At 61.0% G+C, this 21,804-nt stretch carries 22 protein-coding genes and 1 pseudogene; 22 read left to right on the forward strand and 1 reads right to left on the reverse strand.

Features of this window, described 5'->3' with window-relative positions; genetic code table 11:
• The first annotated feature begins 38 nt into the window (after positions 1-38).
• The 21 genes and pseudogenes from cbiE (at position 39) to BZK31_RS16185 (ending at position 19,258) form a co-directional block, all read left to right on the forward strand.
• Positions 39-1,241: a precorrin-6y C5,15-methyltransferase (decarboxylating) subunit CbiE gene (cbiE, locus tag BZK31_RS16085; protein ID WP_083183948.1), complete on the forward strand. Its 1,203-nt coding sequence runs from the start codon at positions 39-41 to the stop codon at positions 1,239-1,241.
• Complete coding sequence (locus BZK31_RS16090; protein WP_083183949.1) at positions 1,241-2,353, forward strand: cobalt-precorrin-5B (C(1))-methyltransferase; 1,113 nt, start codon at positions 1,241-1,243, stop codon at positions 2,351-2,353. The genes cbiE and BZK31_RS16090 overlap by 1 nt, the downstream gene beginning before the upstream one ends.
• On the forward strand, positions 2,350-3,066 hold the full coding sequence (locus BZK31_RS16095; protein ID WP_083183950.1) for a cobalt-precorrin-6A reductase: 717 nt from the start codon (positions 2,350-2,352) through the stop codon (positions 3,064-3,066). The genes BZK31_RS16090 and BZK31_RS16095 overlap by 4 nt, the downstream gene beginning before the upstream one ends.
• A gap of 105 nt (positions 3,067-3,171) precedes the next feature.
• Positions 3,172-3,505, forward strand: a pseudogene (locus tag BZK31_RS30130) (type II toxin-antitoxin system RelE/ParE family toxin).
• Positions 3,453-3,743 carry an addiction module antidote protein gene (locus tag BZK31_RS16100; protein ID WP_083183951.1) on the forward strand — a complete coding sequence of 97 codons (291 nt, stop codon included), beginning with the start codon at positions 3,453-3,455 and terminating at the stop codon, positions 3,741-3,743. Before BZK31_RS30130 ends, BZK31_RS16100 begins: the two are co-directional and overlap by 53 nt.
• A gap of 106 nt (positions 3,744-3,849) precedes the next feature.
• Positions 3,850-4,236: a DUF2946 domain-containing protein gene (locus tag BZK31_RS16105; protein ID WP_083183952.1), complete on the forward strand. Its 387-nt coding sequence runs from the start codon at positions 3,850-3,852 to the stop codon at positions 4,234-4,236.
• A gap of 55 nt (positions 4,237-4,291) precedes the next feature.
• Positions 4,292-4,753, forward strand: a complete 462-nt coding sequence (locus tag BZK31_RS16110; RefSeq protein WP_083183953.1) for a copper chaperone PCu(A)C — start codon at positions 4,292-4,294, stop codon at positions 4,751-4,753.
• A 22-nt stretch (positions 4,754-4,775) separates the two neighbouring features.
• Positions 4,776-5,219, forward strand: coding sequence for a DUF2946 domain-containing protein (locus tag BZK31_RS16115; RefSeq protein ID WP_083183954.1), 444 nt, complete (start codon positions 4,776-4,778; stop codon positions 5,217-5,219).
• A gap of 85 nt (positions 5,220-5,304) precedes the next feature.
• Positions 5,305-6,678, forward strand: a complete 1,374-nt coding sequence (locus tag BZK31_RS16120; protein ID WP_083183955.1) for a PepSY-associated TM helix domain-containing protein — start codon at positions 5,305-5,307, stop codon at positions 6,676-6,678.
• A 322-nt stretch (positions 6,679-7,000) separates the two neighbouring features.
• Positions 7,001-8,266 (forward strand): urea ABC transporter substrate-binding protein, encoded by a 1,266-nt coding sequence (gene urtA / locus BZK31_RS16125; RefSeq protein WP_083183956.1) that lies wholly within the window; start codon positions 7,001-7,003, stop codon positions 8,264-8,266.
• A 157-nt stretch (positions 8,267-8,423) separates the two neighbouring features.
• On the forward strand, positions 8,424-10,013 hold the full coding sequence (urtB, locus tag BZK31_RS16130; protein ID WP_083183970.1) for an urea ABC transporter permease subunit UrtB: 1,590 nt from the start codon (positions 8,424-8,426) through the stop codon (positions 10,011-10,013).
• The gene (gene urtC, locus BZK31_RS16135) at positions 10,013-11,092 is read left to right on the forward strand and encodes an urea ABC transporter permease subunit UrtC (RefSeq protein ID WP_083183957.1); all 1,080 of its coding nucleotides are present in this window, start codon (positions 10,013-10,015) and stop codon (positions 11,090-11,092) included. Before urtB ends, urtC begins: the two co-directional genes overlap by 1 nt.
• Positions 11,089-11,949 (forward strand): urea ABC transporter ATP-binding protein UrtD, encoded by an 861-nt coding sequence (gene urtD, locus BZK31_RS16140; RefSeq protein ID WP_083183958.1) that lies wholly within the window; start codon positions 11,089-11,091, stop codon positions 11,947-11,949. Before urtC ends, urtD begins: the two co-directional genes overlap by 4 nt.
• Before the next feature lie 88 nt (positions 11,950-12,037).
• Entirely contained in the window at positions 12,038-12,736 is a 699-nt protein-coding gene (gene urtE / locus BZK31_RS16145; protein WP_003376418.1) for an urea ABC transporter ATP-binding subunit UrtE, read from the forward strand.
• A 48-nt stretch (positions 12,737-12,784) separates the two neighbouring features.
• Positions 12,785-13,630, forward strand: coding sequence for an urease accessory protein UreD (locus BZK31_RS16150; RefSeq protein WP_083183959.1), 846 nt, complete (start codon positions 12,785-12,787; stop codon positions 13,628-13,630).
• A 225-nt stretch (positions 13,631-13,855) separates the two neighbouring features.
• Positions 13,856-14,158 carry an urease subunit gamma gene (locus tag BZK31_RS16155; RefSeq protein ID WP_004887254.1) on the forward strand — a complete coding sequence of 101 codons (303 nt, stop codon included), beginning with the start codon at positions 13,856-13,858 and terminating at the stop codon, positions 14,156-14,158.
• A 10-nt stretch (positions 14,159-14,168) separates the two neighbouring features.
• Entirely contained in the window at positions 14,169-14,711 is a 543-nt protein-coding gene (locus BZK31_RS16160) for a GNAT family N-acetyltransferase (protein ID WP_083183960.1), read from the forward strand.
• A gap of 20 nt (positions 14,712-14,731) precedes the next feature.
• Complete coding sequence (locus BZK31_RS16165; RefSeq protein WP_083183961.1) at positions 14,732-15,265, forward strand: GNAT family N-acetyltransferase; 534 nt, start codon at positions 14,732-14,734, stop codon at positions 15,263-15,265.
• The gene (locus BZK31_RS16170) at positions 15,262-15,570 is read left to right on the forward strand and encodes an urease subunit beta (protein WP_024688758.1); all 309 of its coding nucleotides are present in this window, start codon (positions 15,262-15,264) and stop codon (positions 15,568-15,570) included. The genes BZK31_RS16165 and BZK31_RS16170 overlap by 4 nt, the downstream gene beginning before the upstream one ends.
• Before the next feature lie 171 nt (positions 15,571-15,741).
• A complete protein-coding gene (gene ureC, locus BZK31_RS16175; RefSeq protein WP_083183962.1) occupies positions 15,742-17,442 on the forward strand; it encodes an urease subunit alpha in 1,701 nt (566 codons plus the stop codon).
• Positions 17,443-18,127: 685 nt separating this feature from the next.
• Positions 18,128-19,258: a sensor histidine kinase gene (locus BZK31_RS16185; RefSeq protein WP_083183963.1), complete on the forward strand. Its 1,131-nt coding sequence runs from the start codon at positions 18,128-18,130 to the stop codon at positions 19,256-19,258.
• 97 nt (positions 19,259-19,355) lie between these two features.
• Here BZK31_RS16185 and cbpA read toward each other — a convergent pair whose 3' ends face one another.
• Positions 19,356-20,297: a curved DNA-binding protein gene (cbpA, locus tag BZK31_RS16190; protein WP_083183964.1), complete on the reverse strand. Its 942-nt coding sequence runs from the start codon at positions 20,295-20,297 to the stop codon at positions 19,356-19,358.
• 312 nt (positions 20,298-20,609) lie between these two features.
• On the opposite strand from cbpA, the gene BZK31_RS16195 reads away from it, so the two are divergent.
• The coding region (locus BZK31_RS16195; protein ID WP_083183965.1) for an Hsp70 family protein at positions 20,610-21,804 on the forward strand (1,195 nt) is incomplete at its 3' end.

Here is a 21,804-nt window from a genome sequence, read left to right on the forward strand (position 1 = left end):
AAAGGCGCTCTGTCGGAAGTTCGTATTGAGGGGTGTGCATGTCGCCTTGGCTGACAGTCGTGGGGATCGGGGAAGACGGTTACAAAGGCCTGGGCAAAAATGCCCGGCATGCGCTGCTGCGCGCCGATCAGGTGTTCGGTGGTCCGCGTCAACTGGCCTTGCTGCCGCCCTGTATTCGCGCTGAACGCCGCGCCTGGCCGAGCCCTTTTTCGCTCAGTCCGGTGCTGGAGCAGCGTGGGGCCGAAGTTTGTGTGCTGGCCAGTGGTGATCCGATGCTGTACGGCGTCGGCGCCAGCCTGAGCCGTGTGGTGCCCATCGAAGAAATGCGCGTCATTCCTGCGCCCTCCTCTTATTCTCTGGCAGCGGCAAGACTGGGCTGGCCGTTGCAGGACGCGGTCACACTGTCCGTGGTGGCCCGTCCCGTCGCCGCGCTAAATGCCCACATTCATCACGGCGTGCGCCTGTTGGTGCTGAGCAACGATGGCAGCAGTCCGGCGATCATTGCCGGTCTGTTGCGTGAAAGAGGCTTTGGCCCCAGCCGTATGACCGTGCTGGAACATCTGGGTGGCGAGGCCGAGCGTCGCGTCGACGGTCTGGCCAGCGAGTGGGGCAATCCTGAGATCGCGGCGTTGAATCTGGTCGCCATCGACTGCCGCGCCGATGCCGGTGCCACGCGCCTGACCACTCTGGCCGGTCTGCCGGACAGCGCCTTCGAGCACGACGGCCAGCTCACCAAGCGTGATGTCAGAGCGATCACGCTTTCCCGTCTGGCCCCGGTACCCGGCGAACTGCTCTGGGATGTCGGGGCAGGCTGCGGCTCGATCGGCATCGAATGGATGCGCGCTCATCCGACCTGCCGCACCCTGGCTATCGAAGCGGACGAGGGTCGCCAGCAACTGATCGAATTCAATCGCGATGCGCTGGGCGTTCCCGGCCTGCAACTGGTGCGGGGCAGTGCGCCGCAGGCCCTGAACGGTCTTGAGCGTCCGGACGCGATTTTCATTGGCGGCGGCGTCACCCGTCCCGGCGTGCTCGACACCTGCTGGGAGCACTTGCGCTCCGGCGGCAGGCTGGTCGCCAATGCGGTCACCCTGCAAAGCGAAGCGACACTGATGGCCTGGCGGGAAAGACACGGCGGCGAGTTGACCCGCATCCACATCGCCCACGCGCAGCCGCTGGGTGACTTCGATACCTGGCGCCAGGCCTTGCCGATCACTCTGCTGGATGTGGTCAAACCCTGATGCGTGACGAAACCGCTGAACAGCCAGCGCCTCTGCGCAGCGGCCTGACGACGGGCAGCTGTGCAACCGCGACCAGCCTTGCGGCGGCCAGACTGCTGCTGTGCGGGCAAGTGAGCGATGCGGTGCAGATCGTGCTGCCCAAGGGCAAGCAGGTGCAGATGCGTCTGGAGTTCTGCCGTCATGTGGGTAACTACGCCGAAGCGGGCACGCTGAAGGACGCCGGGGATGATCCCGACGTGACCCACGGCGCACTGGTGTTCGCGCGCGTCAGGCTCGAATCGGCCCCCGGCGTACGCTTCGTCGCAGGCCCCGGCGTCGGCACCGTGACGCGGCCCGGCCTGGTGCTGGGCGTCGGTGAGCCAGCCATCAATCCCGTTCCACGGCGCATGATGACCGAGCACTTGCTGAATCTGGCCACAACACAGGATTACGGCGGCGGTTTCGAAGTGACGATTGGCGTCGAGGGCGGCGAGGCGCTGGCGCTCAAGACCATGAACCCCCGGTTGGGGATTCTCGGCGGGCTGTCGATTCTGGGCACCAGCGGTATCGTGCGGCCGTTCTCCTGCGCCGCCTATATCGCTTCGATCCATCAAGGCATCGACGTGGCCTTCACCAACGGTTACCTGCACATCGCCGCCTGTACCGGCAACGCGAGCGAAGACACCATGCGCCGGGTCTACGGCATCCCGGACATCGCCCTGATCGAAATGGGCGACTTCGTCGGTGCCGTGCTCAAGCACCTGCGCAAAGTACCTGTGCACAAGCTCAGTCTCTGTGGCGGATTCGGAAAGATCAGCAAGCTGGCGGCCGGTCACATGGACCTGCACAGCCGCCACTCCAGCATCGACCTGCCACAACTGGCGCACTGGGCAGCGGACGTGGGTGCGGATGCCGCCCTGCAACAGCAGATACGCGACGCCAACACCAGCCAGCAGGCCTTGGCGATGAGCGCTGCGGTGGGGGTGCCGCTGGGTGATGCGGTCTGCCAACACGCGTTGAATTTCGCCCGTAGCGTGGTGCCCGCCAGCGTTCAGGTCGAAGTCTTTGCCATCGATCGGCAGGGCGGGATCGTCGGACAGGCTGGCGTCACATCCTCTGGAGAACCCGCATGAAGCGCATCCTGTTGTTGGGTGGTATTACCGAAGCCCTGGCCATCGCCCGAACGCTGGGGCCCGAGCACATCTACAGCCTGGCAGGCGTTGGCCGGGTGCCGACCGATCTGAATTGCCAGTTGAAAATCGGTGGCTATGGCGGCGCCGAGGGCATGGCGCAGTACATTCGCGAACAAGGTGTCGATCTGTTGCTGGACGCCACACATCCTTACGCCGCGCAAATCAGCCACAACGCGGCCCTCGCTGCGCGGCAGGCGGGCATTCCGTGCTGGGCCCTGCGTCGCACCGCCTGGCAGGCCGGCCCCGGTGATGACTGGCGCGAAGTGGCCGACTGGTCAGAGCTGGTCGCCATGCTGGCCCGGTTCAAACGTCCGTTCTTCACCCTCGGTCGCGAGCCATTGCAGCATCTGGAGGAAATTCCCGAACATCAGTTCTGGACATTGCGCGCCCTGGACAGCTATCCCGGCAACGCCCGCTGCGAGGTCATCGGCGCCCGGGGCCCTTTTCTGCTCGAGGACGAACGCCGATTGTTCGAACAGCGCGCAATCGACGTGCTGATCAGCAAAAACAGCGGCAGTGACTCCACCGAACCCAAACTCGACGTCGCCCGCGAACGCGGCTTGCCCGTGCTGATCCTGAAACGGCCGGAGTTGCCGGAGGTCGATCGGGTGCTGTGGAGTGTCGATGAGGTGTTGAGGGCTTTGGGGCGGTAGCCCTGAAGCAATGCTGAATGCTCTTTGTCAGAACAAAGTACTTGTCCAGAAGACCATTCGCCCTCACGCGCGCATGAAAGGTCTGGAAGTTATAACGCTTATTGTATTCACCTGATTCGCTTATTAGCCTGCGCCTTCCCCCCCCCGGCTGATCAATTCCTTGCACGGATAAAAGCAGCGGAACCAGGCAATTTGGGAGACTGTGAAAGCGTTGGGCAAAGTGTCTGGGGAAATGCGGGTTCACTACGGTCCTGGCTACAGGATTTACATGACGCATCGGGCGGGCCTGATTTATCTGCTTCTGATCGCAGGCGATAAATCCACCCAAAGCAAGGCATCAAGCATACCAGGCAGCTGGCAAAACACCTCTGCGAGAGGAACTGATCATGACTCAAGACACCACTCCATTCGATACCGCCGAGTACTTGAAAACGCCTGAAGACATGGTCAGCTATCTGGATGCTTGTCTTGAAGAAGATTCAGGTGACGGGATGCTGGTACGCGCAGCACTCAACGACATCGCCAGAGCCTACGGCATGACGCAGATTGCGCGTGACACCGATCTGGGCCGTGAAAGTCTGTACAAAGCCCTTGGCGCAAACGGCAACCCTGAATTCACGACGGTCATGAAAGTCATGCGCGCAATAGGCCTCAAGCTGCATGCCAGCACTCGTTGACAGGCATTCACAAGCCGCGACACCCCACCACGCCCCGTCCTTTTTACTTATCCCCGCCATTCAGGCTAAATGGCGAGGTTGATCGCCCCCATTTACGGAAACCGTAATGTCTTCACGTCGCACCACATCGGTCTGGATTGCCTGCTTTGCAGTGCTGTTCAGTCTGCTGGCCATGCCGCTGTCACCCGGCACGCCACGGGCGGCCGGGGAGCAGGTGCTGTGGGGGACGTTTTGCAGCGCCAGCGGTACGCGGCTGGTAGCCATTGCGTTGGGTGACCCGGCGCAAAGTATTCCTGACGATCAGCATCAATCTACGATGCAGCATTGCCCGTGCTGTTCGGGTTCGGTCCTGGTTGTCCTTCCTCAAGGTTTCAATCACGGGCAATTGGCGCGTCTGGAGCCCGAGTCCTTTCCGCCTGCGATTTTCCTGATTCGTGCTTCGCCTCGACTGCTCTGGCCGAGCGCCAACCCGCGAGCCTCTCCACCGGTCTGATAACCCGTTTGCCCGTGCTTCGCTGCACCTGAATGGATTGACCGGAGAACCCCCGATGTTGAAGAACGCCCTGATGCTGGCCGCCCTTATGCTGCCAGCCTGTTTCGCCCATGCTCACCAATACAGCGCGGGCCAGATCATGATCGGCCATCCGTGGTCCATGGAATTGCCACCCAACGCACCGACCGTGGCCGCGTATTTCACGCTAAAGAACACAGGCACCCGCGCAGACCGCCTGCTCGGCGTCGATACGCCGATTGCCGGGCAAGCGCAGTTGCATGAGCACATTCAGGCGGACGGCCTGATGAAGATGCAACAGGTTCAGACCGTAGACGTGCCCGCTGGCGCCACCGTGACCTTCGCGCCGATGGCGTGGCACGTGATGCTGCTGGATATCAAGGACCGTTCGAAGCTGCTCGTCGGAGAGCGTTTCCCGATGACGCTGCATTTCGAGAAGGCTGGCGATGTCCAGGTGCAGGTCGTGGTACAAAAGCATGCTCCCGAACACCAGCACTGAGTAGTTTTCCGGATTGAGCGCCATGCGCCGCACTCGCGAACGATCAGCCGTGCCTCTTGAACACAGGGGCACGTGGCTGAGCCTGTTCGCCATGTTGATGATCTTTATCGGCCCACTGATTTCCCAGTCGATGCCGATGGATCAGCACGCCGGCATGTCGATGCCGCCAGCCATGTCCATGCCAATGGAGGCGTCGGCCGACAGCCATCACGCGCACCACGGTAGCGAGCAGGCGACCGGGAAAGCCGGCGACACGGGCATGAGCGATCATGCGTTGTGGGCGAAATGTGGTTACTGCACGCTGCTATTCAGTTGCCCTGCTCTGGCCGGTGTACCGGTGCTGGTTGCCGCGACACCGCCCCGTCCGGCTGATTTCTTCGCCGCGACGACCCGGCACGGGCATGCGCAGCGGTCGATTTTCCCCAATGCCCGAAGCCGGGCACCGCCGATATTTTTCACAGCCTGAAACCACCCTAAAAGTTTCCACGACCGCCTGGCTTCGGCCAAGGGCGCTTCGTGCTGTGTGTCATCCCTATCGGGGAGCGTTGACCGTGTCAAAACCCACTGTTTCTTTCTATAACCTGGCCTGGCGATGGCATTTCTACGCCGGCCTGTTCGTCGCGCCGTTCATGATCCTGCTATCGCTGACCGGGATCATTTACCTGTTCAAGCCGCAGCTCGACAACCTGATGTACAGCGACCTGCTGAGCGTGACGCCTGCTCACCATTCGATCAGCGCCGACGAGCTTCAACAGCGCGTGCTGAGCACTTACCCACAGGCCGCCGTGAGCAAGTACTTTCCGCCGACCAATGCCGAGGGCAGCGCGCAGTTCGTGATACTCGATAAGGGCCGTGAGGTGAATGTCTTTATCGATCCCTATCGCGGCGAGATTCTTGGTTCTCAGGACGCGAAGCAGAACCTGCAGGCCATTGCCCGCGCGCTGCATGGCGAATTGATGATCGGCACGATCGGTGACCGACTGATCGAACTGGCGGCCGGCTGGGGCATCATGCTGGTGATTTCCGGGCTTTACCTGTGGTGGCCACGCAACGCTCGCGTTGCCGGCGTGCTCTGGCCTCGGCTGACCGCGCGCGGTCGCGTGCTGTGGAAGGACCTGCACGCCGTCACCGGCTTCTGGGGATCGCTGATTCTGTTGTTCATGCTGCTCAGCGGCATGACCTGGACCGGTCTGTGGGGCAAGCAATACGCCGCAGTGTGGAACACCTTCCCGGCCGCGATGTGGACCGACGTGCCCAAGTCCACGCAAATGGCTGGTGAACTCAACACGGCCAGCGCGCAGACCGTGCCGTGGGCAATGGAAAACACGCCGATGCCGCAGTCCACCGGCGAGCATGCCGAGCACATGCACCAGCATGGCATGTCGGCAGGCCCTGCCGCGCCGAAAATCGGCCTTCAACAAGTGGTCGATATCGCAACTGCCAAGGGCATCGAGCCCGGCTACAGCATCACCGCACCCAAAACCGCCGAAGGCGTGTTTACGGTGTCCGTGTTCGCCGACGACCCGCGCAGGGACGCAACGTTGCACATCGACCAATACAGCGGCAAGGTTCTGGCCGATGTCGGCTGGCAGGATTACAGCCTGGTGTCGCAGGCGACCGAGATGGGCGTCATGCTGCACGAAGGCAAATTCTTTGGCTGGATCAATCAGTTACTGATCTTCCTCGCCTGCCTGATGATCCTGCTCAGCGCAGTCAGCGGGCTGGTGATCTGGTGGAAGCGTCGACCTCAGGGCGGACTCGGCGTACCGCCACTGCGCCATGACCTGCCCCGCTGGAAAACCGCCATGGTGATCATGTTCGGTATTGCCGTGGCGTTCCCGCTGGTGGGTGTTTCACTGGTGGTGGTCTGGCTGTTTGATCGAATAGTTTTTTCCCGCTTTGCTAATTCCTCGGCGGCAGCTTAAATTGCACGCTACGAGGCCTGAAACCGGCGGGCGGTTTTGTGATGAATTCCTCACCTGACAGGATCAGGCCTCGTTCGATCCAGATGTTCCAAAGCCGCCTTCGGGCGGCTTTTTTGTTTCTGAACTCCGCACGCACCAACATTGAACGTCCCCGCGCACCAGACTCCCTTCCCGGCTCCACATCAGTGCACCGCTGTTCTCTGGATCCCGCACAAGCCGCGGCCTAAAGCCGTTTGACCGGCTGGGCACAGCCTTTGCTTGGAAGCTCGCAGAGAGTTCATCTGCCCAACCCAAAAAAAACCAGATCAACGGAGCCCGTCCAATGAAGCGTCGCAGTCTGATCAAAGCGTTCACCCTGTCCGCATCCATCGCAGCCATGGGCCTGTCATGGACCGTTCAGGCCGCCGAAACCATCAAGGTCGGCATCCTGCATTCGCTTTCCGGAACCATGGCCATTTCCGAAACGTCATTGAAAGACATGGCCCTGATGACCATCGACGAGATCAACGCCAAGGGCGGCGTGAACGGCAAGATGCTGGAGCCGGTCGTGGTAGACCCCGCCTCAAACTGGCCGCTGTTCGCGGAAAAGGGCCGTCAGTTGCTGACCCAGGACAAGGTCGCGGTGGTGTTTGGCTGCTGGACCTCCGTATCGCGCAAGTCGGTCCTGCCGGTCTTCGAGGAACTCAACGGTCTGCTGTTCTACCCGGTGCAATACGAAGGTGAAGAGATGTCGCCAAATGTGTTCTACACCGGTGCAGCACCTAACCAGCAGGCCATTCCTGCGGTCGAGTACGTGATGAGCGAGGACGGCGGCGAGGCCAAGCGTTTCTTCCTGCTGGGCACCGACTACGTCTACCCACGTACCACCAACAAGATTCTGCGCGCATTCCTGCACTCCAAGGGGGTGAAGGACAACGACATCGAAGAGGTCTACACCCCGTTCGGCCATGCCGATTATCAGACCATCGTGGCCAACATCAAAAAATTCTCGGCGGGCGGCAAGACGGCGGTCATCTCTACGGTCAACGGCGACTCCAACGTGCCGTTCTACAAGGAACTGGCCAACCAGGGCCTGAAAGCCACCGACGTACCGGTCGTGGCCTTCTCGGTCGGCGAAGAAGAACTGCGCGGCATCGACACCAAGCCACTGGTCGGTCACCTCGCCGCCTGGAACTACTTCCAGTCGGTGGAGAACCCGGTCAACAAGAAGTTCGTCGCTGACTGGACCGCCTACGCCAAGAAGAAAAACCTGCCAGGCGCGGACAAGGCCGTGACCAACGACCCGATGGAGGCCACCTACGTCGGCATCCACATGTGGGCGCAAGCGGTCGAAAAAGCCAAGTCCACCGATGTCGACAAAGTGCGCGAAGCCATGGCCGGGCAGACATTTGCCGCGCCGTCCGGCTTCACCCTGACCATGGACAAAACCAACCACCACCTGCACAAGCCGGTGATGATCGGCGAAGTCCAGGAAAACGGTCAGTTCAACGTGGTCTGGCAGACCAAGGAGCCGATCCGCGCCCAGCCATGGAGCCCGTACATTCCTGGCAACGAAAAGAAGCCGGATCATGCGGTGAAGAGCAACTGATAACGGATGATCGCTCCCATCGACCCTGTAGGAACGAGCCTGCTCGCGGCGACATCAGTACTTCCCTGAGGGGAGGTACTGTTTGAAAAAACGCGTTCGCAAGCAAGCCTCTGCGGGTCGATGGATTTATCCAGACGTGTGCAGCAAGGCCATCGATATGCCCTCTTACTTTTACCGCCTGATTCTTGCCATTGCCCTGTTGCTGCCTTTTGCGGCGCAGGCCAGCGATGCGGGCGACTTCGTTGCGGCTGGCTCCTCGCAACAGGCAGACCTGCTGGAAACCTGGGCAGCCAGACCGGCGCCTGAACGGGTCGAGTTGCTGGAAGCACTGCGCGACGGACGTATCGCCGCCGACGCCAGCAAGCGAGCCTGGGTCGAGAACAACGGCACCTACGCGCTGATGGATGCTGACGCGCCCCCAGCAGCCGACGCCCCGACTCCTGACGAACCGCGCAAATTGCGCCTGAACAACCGGCTACGCGGTCTGGTCGAGACCGCGCTGGCCAGTCATCAACTGCTGGCGGCCGATGTGAAACTGCGCATGGCCGCAGCCCTGCAATTGCAGAAAAGCGCTCGCCCTGCGCAGCTGGATCTGTTGAGCCAACGCGTTGCGAGTGAGACAGACGACAACGTGAAAGATGCACTGACCCTGGCGCTGGCCAATCTGCAACTGGTCGACAGCAGCCCGACCGTGCGGCTGGCCGCCGTGCGTCTGCTGGGCGAGACCGGCGATCCACTGGCCCGGACCCGCCTGGAATCACTGCTATCACCGGGCGTGGAGAACGATGCGTCGGTGCGCATTGCTGCTGAAACAAGCCTGGCGCAGGTCAAACGCAAACTGATGATCGGCGAGATCCTCGGTCAGGCATTCAGCGGCATGTCGCTGGGCTCAATCCTGTTGCTGGCCGCGCTGGGCCTGGCCATTACCTTCGGCCTGCTGGGCGTGATCAACATGGCCCACGGCGAAATGCTGATGCTGGGCGCTTACTCGACCTACGTCGTGCAACTGATGCTTCAGCGTTATGCACCGGGCGCTATCGAGTTCTATCCACTGGTGGCACTGCCGGTTGCGTTTTTCGTCACGGCGCTGATCGGTATGGCGCTGGAGCGCACGGTGATTCGCCATTTGTATGGGCGTCCGCTGGAAACCCTGCTCGCCACCTGGGGCATCAGCCTGATGCTGATTCAGGCCGTGCGTCTGGCGTTCGGTGCGCAAAACGTGGAAGTCGCCAACCCGCAATGGCTGTCCGGCGGCATTCAGGTGCTGCCGAATCTGGTCCTGCCTTACAACCGCATCGTGATCATTGCCTTCGCGCTGTTCGTGGTGGTGCTGACCTGGCTGCTGCTGAACAAGACCCGGCTGGGCCTGAACGTGCGTGCCGTGACCCAGAACCGCAACATGGCCGCCTGCTGCGGCGTGCCGACCGGACGCATCGACATGATGGCGTTCGGACTTGGTTCGGGCATCGCGGGACTGGGCGGTGTCGCGCTGAGCCAGATCGGCAACGTCGGACCTGACCTGGGCCAGAGCTACATCATCGATTCGTTCCTGGTGGTGGTGCTCGGCGGCGTCGGGCAACTGGCAGGCAGCGTGATGGCGGCCTTCGGGCTGGGCATCGCCAACAAGATTCTCGAACCGCAAATCGGCGCCGTACTGGGCAAGATCCTGATCCTGGCGCTGATCATTCTGTTTATCCAGAAACGTCCGCAAGGCCTCTTCGCCTTGAAAGGACGGGTGATCGATTGATGAGCCAGCCACTGATGGTAACCGCTGCACAAAAAGTCGGCCCCAAGGGCACACTGACGGTGGGCATTCTGGTGCTCGCGGTCTTACTGGCCCTGCCGCTGCTCTCGTTGCTGCCGCCTGACAATGCTCTGCAAGTGTCGGCCTACACCCTGACGCTGGTCGGCAAGATTCTTTGCTACGCCATCGTCGCCCTGGCGCTGGACCTGGTCTGGGGTTATGCCGGGCTGCTGTCGCTGGGCCACGGCCTGTTCTTCGCGCTGGGCGGTTATGCCATGGGCATGTACCTGATGCGCGAAGCGGCGGGCGACGGGTTGCCCGCATTCATGACTTTCCTGTCGTGGACCGAACTGCCGTGGTACTGGGCCGGCACCGACCATTTCCTGTGGGCCATGTGTCTGGTGGTGCTCGCGCCGGGCCTGCTGGCGCTGGTGTTCGGCTTCTTCGCCTTCCGCTCGCGGATCAAGGGCGTGTATTTCTCGATCATGACCCAGGCGCTGACATTCGCTGGCATGTTGCTGTTCTTTCGCAACGAAACCGGTTTCGGCGGCAACAACGGTTTCACCAACTTCCGCAGCATTCTGGGGTTCAGCATCAGTTCGCAGGGCACGCGGGCAGTGCTGTTCCTGGCGACCGTGATTCTGCTGGTCGCCAGTCTGTACATAGGCTGGCGGCTGGCGCAGAGCAAATTCGGCCGCGTGTTGACCGCCCTGCGCGATGCGGAAAACCGCCTGATGTTCTGCGGCTACGATCCACGCGGCTTCAAGCTGTTCGTCTGGGTGCTGAGCGCTGTCTTGTGCGGCCTGGCCGGTGCGTTGTACGTGCCGCAGGTCGGCATCATCAACCCGAGCGAAATGTCGCCGACCAACTCCATCGAGGCCGCCGTCTGGGTGGCGCTGGGCGGACGCGGTACGTTGATCGGTCCGCTGCTGGGCGCAGGTCTGGTCAACGGCATGAAGAGCTGGTTCACCGTGGCATTCCCGGAATACTGGCTGTTCTTCCTCGGTGCACTGTTCATCATCGTCACGCTCTACCTGCCCAAAGGCGTCATCGGCGTACTGAAGAAAAGGAGCGAGTCATGAAAACCACGCCAACGCCCTCTTTCATGCTGGAGCCGGTGCTGGACCCCAACTCCGATGCAGGCACCAGTCGCGATGCGCTCGGGCTGGGCCAAAGCGCCGGCAAAGGCCTGAATACGCGCCACGGCACGATCCTGACCCTGGAAGACATCAGCGTCAGCTTCGATGGCTTCAAGGCGCTCAATGACCTGAATCTGTACATCAGCGTCGGTGAACTGCGCTGCATCATCGGCCCCAACGGCGCAGGCAAGACCACGCTGATGGACGTGATCACCGGCAAGACACGGCCCAGTCACGGCAAGGCCTGGTTCGGCGAAACACTGGACCTGACCCAGATGAGCGAAGTGCAGATTGCTCAGGCCGGGATCGGACGCAAGTTTCAAAAGCCCACGGTATTCGAGGCCTTGAGCGTGTTCGAAAACCTGGAGCTGGCACAAAAGACTGACAAATCCGTCTGGGCCAGCCTGCGTGCACGCTTGAATGGCGAGCAGCGCGACCGGATCGACGAGGTGCTGGAAACCATCCGGTTGACGGCATCGACGCAACGCCCGGCCGGACTGCTGTCCCACGGTCAGAAACAGTTTCTGGAGATCGGCATGCTGCTGGTCCAGGACCCGCAATTGCTGCTGCTCGACGAGCCGGTCGCAGGCATGACCGATGCCGAAACCGAATTCACCGCCGAACTGTTCAAGAGCCTGGCCGGCAAGCACTCATTGATGGTGGTCGAGCACGACATGGGCTTCGTCGGCTCGATTGCCGATCACGTGACCGTCCTGCACCAGGGCAGTGTGCTGGCCGAAGGCTCGCTGAACGACGTACAGGCTGATGAGCGCGTGATCGAGGTGTACCTGGGCCGTTGAGGCTTGCCTGACTGTTCCCACGTTCCGCGGGGGAAAACATCTTGCGACGCACAACGGCAAGCACGCTATACAAAAGAGAACATGAACCATGCTGCAGGTCGAAAAGCTTCATCAGTACTACGGCGGCAGCCACATTCTGCGTGGCCTGTCTTTTGATGTGAAGGTCGGTGAAGTCACCTGCCTGCTGGGCCGCAACGGCGTCGGCAAGACCACGCTGCTGCGCGTGCTGATGGGTTTGCTGCCCTCGAAGGAAGGCTCGGTGCAGTGGGAAGGCAAGGCTATCACCGGTTTCAAACCGCACCAGCGCGTGCATGCCGGTATTGCCTACGTGCCGCAGGGCCGGGAGATCTTCGGTCGGCTGACGGTCGAGGAAAACCTGTTGATGGGCCTGTCGCGCTTCCCCGGTTCGGAAGCCAAGGAAGTCCCGGCCTTCATCTACGAGCTGTTCCCTGTGCTGTTGCAGATGAAACATCGCCGGGGCGGCGATCTTTCCGGCGGTCAACAACAACAACTGGCGATTGGCCGCGCGCTGGCAAGCCGCCCGCGCCTGCTGATTCTCGATGAGCCCACCGAAGGCATCCAGCCGTCGGTGATCAAGGAAATCGGCGCAGTGATCAAGAAGCTGGCTGAACGTGGCGACATGGCGATTCTGCTGGTAGAACAGTTCTACGACTTCGCCGCCGAACTGGCCGACCAGTACCTGGTGATGTCGCGAGGCGAAATCGTCCAGCAAGGCCGTGGCGAAAACATGGAAGCCGAAGGCGTTCGTGGGCTGGTCACCATTTGATGCGCCAATCCGTTATCGTGCAGCCTCGACACAGATATTGAAGACGCCATGAATCTGCCTGCCAATACCGCCCTGTTCACGCCCAGCTGGCACGCCGAGCTGGAACTGGGCTATGGTCGTTTTGCCGACAGCACGCGCCCGGTTCAGCGCCGTCACAAAGGCCCGCTGCGCGTGCAAAAGCATCTGTACGCCGAAGGCCCGCAGGTGTGTCAGCACATTATCGTTCACCCACCGGGCGGTATCGCGGGTGGCGACCGGCTGGATATTTCAGCCAGCGTCGGCGCCAACGCCTGGGCACAGTTGACCAGCCCCGGCGCGGCCAAATGGTATCGCGCCGCAAGCCCGGCATTTCAGCAACTGGATCTGAAGGTAGAGTCCGGCGCGACGCTGGAATGGTTGCCTCAGGAAACGATCGTGTTCAGCGACGCGCAGGCTGAACTTACAACCCGCATCGAGCTGCATGGTGACGCGAAGCTGTGTTATTGGGATGTCGTGGCGCTGGGCCGTCCAGCCAGCGGCGAACGTTTCGAACATGGGCATTTTCAGTCTGCGCTGGATATTCGCCGCGACGGCACATTGATCTGGCACGAACGCCAACGCATCATCGGCGGTGACGGACTGCTGGACTCGCCCGTCGGGCTGGATGGCCGAACGGTGTTCGCCACCTTGCTGATCACTGGCGAAGTGGGAAGCGAACTGCTTGAAGCCTGTCGCAGCGTGTCGATGCCCAATCCGGTACGCGGTGATCTGACGCAGTTGCCGGGGTTGGTGGTGGCGCGCTGTCTGGCCGACGAAGCACTGCACGCCCGGGCCTGGCTGATCGAACTGTGGAAAAGACTGCGCCCCGCGTTGCTGGGCCGCGAGGCGGTGACACCGAGAATCTGGAATACATGAAGTCGGGAATGCAGGAGATGCCTTTATGTACCTGACACAGCGCTTGCTCGCAGCAGCCCCAGGATCGAGGGAACGGATTTGTCCGCGAATCCTGTATTTAGCCGCTGCACCTACCACCGGACTTGTCGGCCTTTTCGCGGACAAATGCAACGCCTCCCGGTCCGCTCCCACAAAAGCGCCAACGATGACTGCACGGCCCCCCGAACACTACAACACGGAACGCCCATGGACCTGACACCACGCGAAAAAGACAAGCTGCTGATTTTCACCGCCGGTCTGGTTGCAGAGCGACGCCTGGCACGCGGCGTGAAGCTCAATTACCCGGAAGCCATGGCCTACATTTCCGCTGCTTTGCTTGAAGGCGCGCGCGACGGTCAGACGGTTGCCGATCTGATGCACTACGGCACCACGCTGCTGACCCGCGAGCAGGTGATGGAAGGCATTCCGGAAATGATTCCGGAGATTCAGGTGGAAGCAACCTTCCCGGACGGCACCAAGCTGGTCACCGTGCATCAACCGATTGCCTGAGGACTCGACCATGTCAGATGTGATTCGCGATGCGCTGCCGGAGGATCTGCCCGGCGTCCTTGCCATCTACAACGACGCGGTGCTCAACACCACTGCCATCTGGAATGAGCAGCCGGTCGACCTGGCCAACCGTCAGGCGTGGTATGCATCCCGCCAGACGCAGGCCTATCCGATTCTGGTTGCCGTGGATGCGGCAGGCGAGGTGGTGGGTTATTCGTCATTCGGTGACTGGCGGCCTTTCGAGGGCTTTCGCCATACCGTCGAACATTCGGTCTATGTACGCGCCGACCAGCGCGGCAAAGGTCTGGGCTCCAAATTGATGACCGCCCTGATCGAGCGCGCCCGTCTCTGCAACAAGCACATGATGGTGGCCGCCATCGAAAGCGGCAATGCCGCCTCGATCGCTCTGCATTCGCGCCTGGGCTTTCAGACCACCGGGCAGATGCCGCAGGTCGGTACCAAATTCGGACGCTGGCTGGACCTGACGTTCATGCAACTGGACCTCTCGCCCGGTGCTCGGCCCCCTGCCTCACAAGCGCCCACTTCTGCATGACCGGACACCGAGGGAACGCCATGAATCCTGCACAGTTGCGTCGCGTCACCGCTGAAAGCTTCGCGCATTATCGTGAGAGCCTGGCACAGTTGCTGTTCGACACCGTCCACGACGGAGCGTCGGTCGGATTCATGGCCGACCTGACGCTGCCGCAGGCGCTCGACTGGTGTGAGGGTCTCAAGGCCGATGTCGCCGCAGGCGCGCTGCTGCTGTGGGTCGTGGTCGACAACGAAAACGTGCTGGCCAGCGCGCAATTGTCGCTGTGTCAGAAGCCCAACGGACTGAATCGCGCCGAGGTGCAGAAACTGATGGTGCTGCCCGAGGCACGGGGTCGTGGTCTGGGCAGGCAACTGATGGAAGCGGTCGAACAGGCCGCCGTAAAGCACAAACGCGGCCTGCTGTACCTGGACACCGAAGCGGGATCGACGGCCGAGGCCTTTTACCGCTCGATGGCCTACACGCACGTGGGCGAGCTGCCGAACTACTGCGCCACGCCGGACGGTCGCTACAGACCGACCGCCATTTACTTCAAAACCTTGGGGCAACCGACATGATCCCTGGTCAATACCAGATCCAGCCCGGCGAGATCGAACTCAACGCCGGACGCCGCACCTTGAGCCTGACGGTCGCCAACAGTGGCGACCGTCCGATTCAGGTGGGCTCGCATTTTCACTTTTTCGAAACCAACGATGCGCTGACCTTCGACCGGGCCGCCAGTCGCGGCATGCGCCTGAATATCCCGGCTGGCACAGCCGTTCGCTTCGAACCGGGCCAGTCGCGGGAGGTCGAGCTGGTGGATCTGGCCGGACTGCGCAAGGTGTACGGCTTCGCCGGTCGGGTGATGGGCGAGCTGGATTGACAGCAGACCGCACGCACAGCATGGGTCAAACCAAAACAGGCGGGGCGGGCTTGCATGCGCAGACAGCGTTTTGAGCGCTCAACCGCTCTCGGATGTAAGCGCCTCTTCGTCGAATGACCGCCCGGCGCACGTTCGCCAACGGGTCGCGATCAGACTGCAAAAGGAATCACCATGAAGATTTCCAGACAAGCCTACGCCGACATGTTCGGCCCCACGGTCGGCGACAAGGTTCGCCTGGCCGACACCGAGCTGTGGATCGAAGTCGAGAAAGACTTCACCACCTACGGTGAAGAAGTGAAATTCGGCGGCGGCAAGGTTATCCGTGACGGTATGGGCCAAGGCCAGTTGCTGGCTGCCGAGGTGGTCGACACGCTGATCACCAACGCGTTGATCATCGATCACTGGGGCATCGTAAAAGCTGACGTCGGCCTCAAGAACGGCCGCATCGCCGCCATCGGCAAGGCCGGCAACCCGGACATTCAACCCGACGTGACCATCGCCGTCGGCGCCTCCACTGAAGTCATCGCTGGCGAAGGCATGATCCTTACCGCAGGCGGCGTCGATACGCACATTCACTTCATCTGCCCACAGCAGATCGAAGAGGCACTGATGAGCGGCGTGACCACCATGATCGGCGGCGGCACCGGCCCGGCCACCGGCACCAACGCCACCACGGTCACACCAGGCCCGTGGCACATGGCGCGCATGCTTCAGGCTGCTGACTCCTTTCCGATGAACATCGGTTTCACCGGCAAAGGCAACGTCAGCCTGCCCGGCCCGCTCGTCGAGCAAGTCAAGGCCGGCGCAATCGGCCTCAAGCTGCACGAAGACTGGGGCACCACGCCCGCCGCCATCGACAACTGCCTGAGCGTTGCCGACGAGTACGACGTGCAAGTGGCGATTCACACCGACACGCTGAACGAGTCAGGCTTTGTCGAAACCACGCTGGCTGCGTTCAAGAATCGCACCATCCACACCTACCACACCGAAGGTGCCGGTGGCGGCCACGCGCCGGACATCATCAAGGCCTGCGGCTCGCCGAACGTGCTGCCCAGCTCCACCAATCCGACCCGGCCCTTCACCCGCAACACCATCGACGAACACCTGGACATGCTGATGGTCTGCCATCACCTGGACCCGAGCATCGCCGAGGACGTCGCGTTCGCTGAAAGCCGCATACGCCGCGAAACCATTGCCGCCGAGGATATCCTCCATGATCTGGGTGCGTTTTCGATGCTCAGTTCCGACAGTCAGGCCATGGGCCGGGTCGGCGAAGTGATCATGCGCACCTGGCAGACCGCCGACAAAATGAAGAAACAGCGCGGTCCGCTGCCTGGAGACGGCCCCGGCAACGACAACTTCCGCGCCAAGCGCTACATCGCCAAGTACACCATCAACCCGGCCATCACTCACGGCATCAGTCATGAAGTAGGCTCCATCGAAGTCGGCAAATGGGCAGACCTGGTGCTATGGCGCCCGGCCTTCTTCGGCGTCAAACCGACCCTGATTCTCAAGGGCGGTGCCATTGCCGCCAGTTTGATGGGTGACGCCAACGCCTCGATTCCGACCCCGCAGCCAGTCCACTACCGCCCGATGTTCGCCAGCTACGGCAGCTCGCTGCACGCCACCAGCCTGACGTTCATCAGTCAGGCAGCGTTCGAAGCGGGCGTGCCGGCGTCACTGGGTTTGAAGAAACAGATCGGTGTGGTCAAAGGCTGTCGCAGCGTGCAGAAGAAAGACCTGATCCACAACGACTACCTGCCCGACATCGAAGTCGACCCGCAGACCTATCAGGTCAAGGCCGACGGCGTGCTGTTGTGGTGTGAGCCGGCTGATGTGTTGCCGATGGCACAGCGGTATTTTCTGTTCTGAAAAGCAGGAGGCGTGTAAAACGCCTCCTGCTTTGCAGGTAGTTCAAGTCGTCGAGTCCGGCTCGACCCTTCCCGGAAAAGTCTCGCCCGACTGAAGGATTCCCAACGCCTGCAAGGCATCATTGATGGCATCCGGCATGCCCAGGTCCTGCGGCGTTGCCTTGTTCTGGAATGCCCGACGCAGCGCCAGGAGAACATTTGGTTTTCCACAGCCCATCTCGTACAGCGTTACGCTTTTCTTTACGACAATGCTCTTGGCGGCAAGGTTGACTTACCGTTCGATGAGTTCAAGAAATGCTGTCTTTTGCATGAAACTCTCCTGAAAACCAAAGTGCCGCAGTTAACCTGTGAAGAATCTGAACCACCCTTTTTATACGTTTGCTGCTCCGAGAGATCTTTGGGGAGTGCGCTGACTCTTTCACGATTGATGATAACCATGATCGGACCGTGATCGATTTCATGCCTGCCTGAGCATTGTGGGAACAACGCTTTCCTGAAAGGTCGAATCGGTTACCGTCAAAACGCTCATGCTCCGGACCTCCGTGCAAGTAATCCGTAGCACCACCTTAGGACGTGGAAAAACAGCGTCTACTGACAGAAATGACAGTAGGCGCGCTATTTGTCGTCCTGAATAACGGGGTAAGATGCGCCATCTCCGTCAAGCACGCCCAGCAAGGTAACCGGCCATGCGCCTCTCCGAATTCATCGTTCTCCACGTGGATCGCATCGTCGATGAATGGGAAGACTTCGCCAGAACACTGAAACCCGCCGCCGACACCATGAACACCACCGAACTTCGCGATCACGCCAGGTCGATCCTGCTCGCGGCTGCGCGGGACATGCAAACGGCGCAAAGCAAAAGCGAAGAGATCGCCAAGGCGCGCGGCGAGGAGTTGAACAAGACACCGAGCCTGGATGAAGCCGCTGCCAGTCATGGCGAGCTGCGTCATGAAGTCGGGTTTGACCTGGTGCAGATGACGTCTGAGTTCAGGCACCTGCGTGCCAGTGTGATTCGTTTGTGGGTCGATAGCCTGACCACGCCGCAACTGGCCGATTTCCTCGACGTGATCCGTTTCAACGAAGCCATCGATGAAGCGCTTGCCGAATCCACGGCGGCTTATGCCGAGCGGGTGGCGCGTTCACGGGATATCTTTCTGGCGATTCTGGGCCATGACCTGCGCGCGCCCTTGCAGGCGGTCAGCATGTCCACCGAACTGCTGGCCCGCAAACTGGTGATGGACGACAAAACCCAGGGCTATATTTCACGCATCAAGACCAGCACCCGGCACATGGGCACGATGGTCGGCGATCTGCTCGAGTTCGTCCGCAGTCGGCTGGGTGCCAGCCTGCCGGTGGAACGCAAGTTCATGGACCTGGCTGGTGCGTGCCGCGAAGCTCTCGAAGAAGCCACTGCCGGACAACCCGGTTCAGCACCGGTGCTGAGCATCGAGGGCGAAACGCAGGGGCACTGGGACAGTGGGCGAATCGGTCAGATGCTGCAGAACCTGATCGGTAACGCACTGCAGCACGGCGCGGCCAGTCATGAGATCTCGGTGCGGGTCACCGGAGGCAAGGACACGGTAGAAATCGTCGTCCACAACGAAGGCAAACCGATTGCCGAAGACGCCATCAGCACGATTTTCGATCCATTGGTGCGCAGTTCCGAAGAGAACAGCGAAAGCCGCACCACCTCGACCAGCCTGGGATTGGGACTGTTCATCGTCAAGGAAGTGGTCAACGCTCACAGCGGCAGCATTACCGTGACGTCGACCATCGGCGACGGCACCACCTTTACCGTGGTGCTGCCCAAGACCTGAGCGTCACACGCGCCCTGATCATGCCTGTCTTGATAGCTCCATTCCTGGCCGTTGCGACGCAGCATTGAAAATGTCGCTGCGCATCGGAACGATCAGATCAGTTGCCCCACTGCGCTCTGGGATCAAACGACGAACTGTCCGCCAGTTTCTGCCACAGTGCACGCCCGGCTTCGTCGGTGTGTTTGGGCATAACGATCTTGAGCTGAGCGTACAGGTCGCCCCGCTCGCCACTCTTGGTCATCAGACCGTTGCCTTTGATCCTCAGGCGCTGACCGTTCTGACTGTCAGGGCGAATGGTGAGGTTGATCCGGCCGGTCAGGGTCGGCACCGCCACCTTGGTGCCTAGCGCTGCCTCCCACGGTGCCAGCGGCACAGTGATGACCAGATCATGACCTTCCACTTCAAACATCGGGTGCGGTGCCAGGCGGATGATCAGGTACAGATCACCATTGGCTCCGCCCGCGATTCCCGGCGCGCCCTGCCCTTTGAGACGAATGCGTTCGCCATCGACCACGCCGGCCGGAATCTTCACGTTCAAGGTCTTGGTGATGTCACTCATGCGCTGCCCGTTGGGGCTGTGCTGAGGCACCTTGAAGCTGACCTGCTTGGACTCCGCCGACAGCGTCTCTTCCAGAAACACCGCCAGTTCCATTTCCACATCCTGGCCCTTACGGCCGGGATTGCGACTGCGACCGCCCTGCTGGGCGCGCCCGCCGAAAATGGAGCTGAAGAATTCCGAGAAGTCCGCAGTCTCTTCGCCAAACCCGCCCGCACCGGCACGGCTCTGCCAGCCCGGCGGAGTCTGGAAAGGACGACCCTGGCGACCGTACTTGCGCAACTCGTCGTACTCGGCCCGCTTTTCAGGGCTGCTCAGGACTTCATAAGCCTCGGACGCTTCCTTGAATTTGTCCTCGGCCCCCGCCTCTTTACTGACGTCGGGGTGATACTTGCGCGCCAACTTGCGATAGGCCGTCTTGATCGCCTTGTCGTCAGCAGTCGGTTCCACATCCAGTATCTTGTAGTAGTCTTTGAAATCCATCTAACAATCACCCATCCCAATTATCCAGCGCAGCCAGATGCGCTGGTATAACACGCCCAGCCTCCTCATGTTCGAGGCACCTGAAAGACTTCACGTCGAAAAAACACATCGGTAGCCCGCCAGGTTGGCAGGCAGGTCAGGTGTTGGACAACCTGCTCTACCGAGAATCCCATCAAGATTGGGGGTGATGGCGCCGAGTTCAAGCCCTGGGCGCAAATACCGATAACCGAGTATTGGCGACGTATCGCCCTACGCAATTGCCGCGCACTGACATAAACTGCGCGGCCGTTTTTTGACTGGAACGTAAAAGACATGAATGACCAATCCCCGGCCCGTGCCTGCGGCATCGATTTCGGCACGTCCAATTCCACGGTCGGCTGGCAACGCCCCGGTGTGGAATCGTTGATCGCGCTGGAGGACGACAAGATCACGCTGCCCTCGGTGGTGTTCTTCAACATGGAAGAGCGGCGCCCGGTGTACGGCCGTCTGGCGCTCCACGAATACCTGGAAGGCTATGAAGGCCGCCTGATGCGCTCGCTCAAGAGCCTGCTGGGCTCCAAACTGATCAAGCATGACACCAGCGTGCTGGGAACGGCGATGCCGTTCAAGGATCTGCTGGCGCTGTTTATCGGCGAGCTGAAAAAGCGTGCGGAAAAGACCGCCGGACGCGAGTTCGAGCAGGTCGTGCTGGGTCGCCCGGTGCATTTTGTCGATGACGACGCGCAGGCCGATCAGGAAGCCGAAGACACGCTGGCAGAGGTCGCGCGCAAGATCGGCTTCAAGGATGTCTCGTTCCAGTTCGAACCGATTGCCGCAGCCTTCGACTATGAGTCAACCATCACCGACGAAGAACTGGTACTGATCGTCGACATCGGCGGTGGTACATCGGACTTCTCTCTGGTGCGCCTGTCTCCCGAGCGTCGCCAGCACGATGAGCGTCAGAGCGACATCCTGGCCACCGGCGGTGTGCACATCGGCGGGACCGACTTCGACAAGCAACTGAGCTTGCAGGGTGTCATGCCGTTGTTCGGCTATGGCAGCCGCATGAAAAGCGGAGCCTACATGCCGACCAGTCACCACATGAACCTGGCGACCTGGCACACCATCAACGCCGTGTATTCACAGAAGTCCCAACTGGCGCTGGGCAGCATGCGATACGACATCGAAGACACCGGCGGCATCGACCGGCTGTTCAAACTGATCGAGCAGCGCGCCGGGCACTGGCTGGCCATGGAAGTGGAAGAAACCAAGATTCAGCTGACCCATTCGCAAAGCCGCCATGTACCGATGGACCGCGTGGAACCGGGTTTGAGTGTCGACCTGAGCCGGGCGATGTTCGAAGCGGCGATCGACACTCAACTGGAGCGAGTGCGCAACAGCGTGACTCAATTGCTCGAGTCTGCCGGCGTGGGTGTAGAACAGGTCAATACGGTATTTTTCACCGGTGGCTCGAGCGGCATCCCCGCGTTGCGCAACAGCGTGTCGGCCATGCTGCCGAATGCGCGTC

The sequence above is a fragment of the Pseudomonas floridensis genome, assembly GCF_002087235.1.
GTDB lineage: Bacteria > Pseudomonadota > Gammaproteobacteria > Pseudomonadales > Pseudomonadaceae > Aquipseudomonas > Aquipseudomonas floridensis.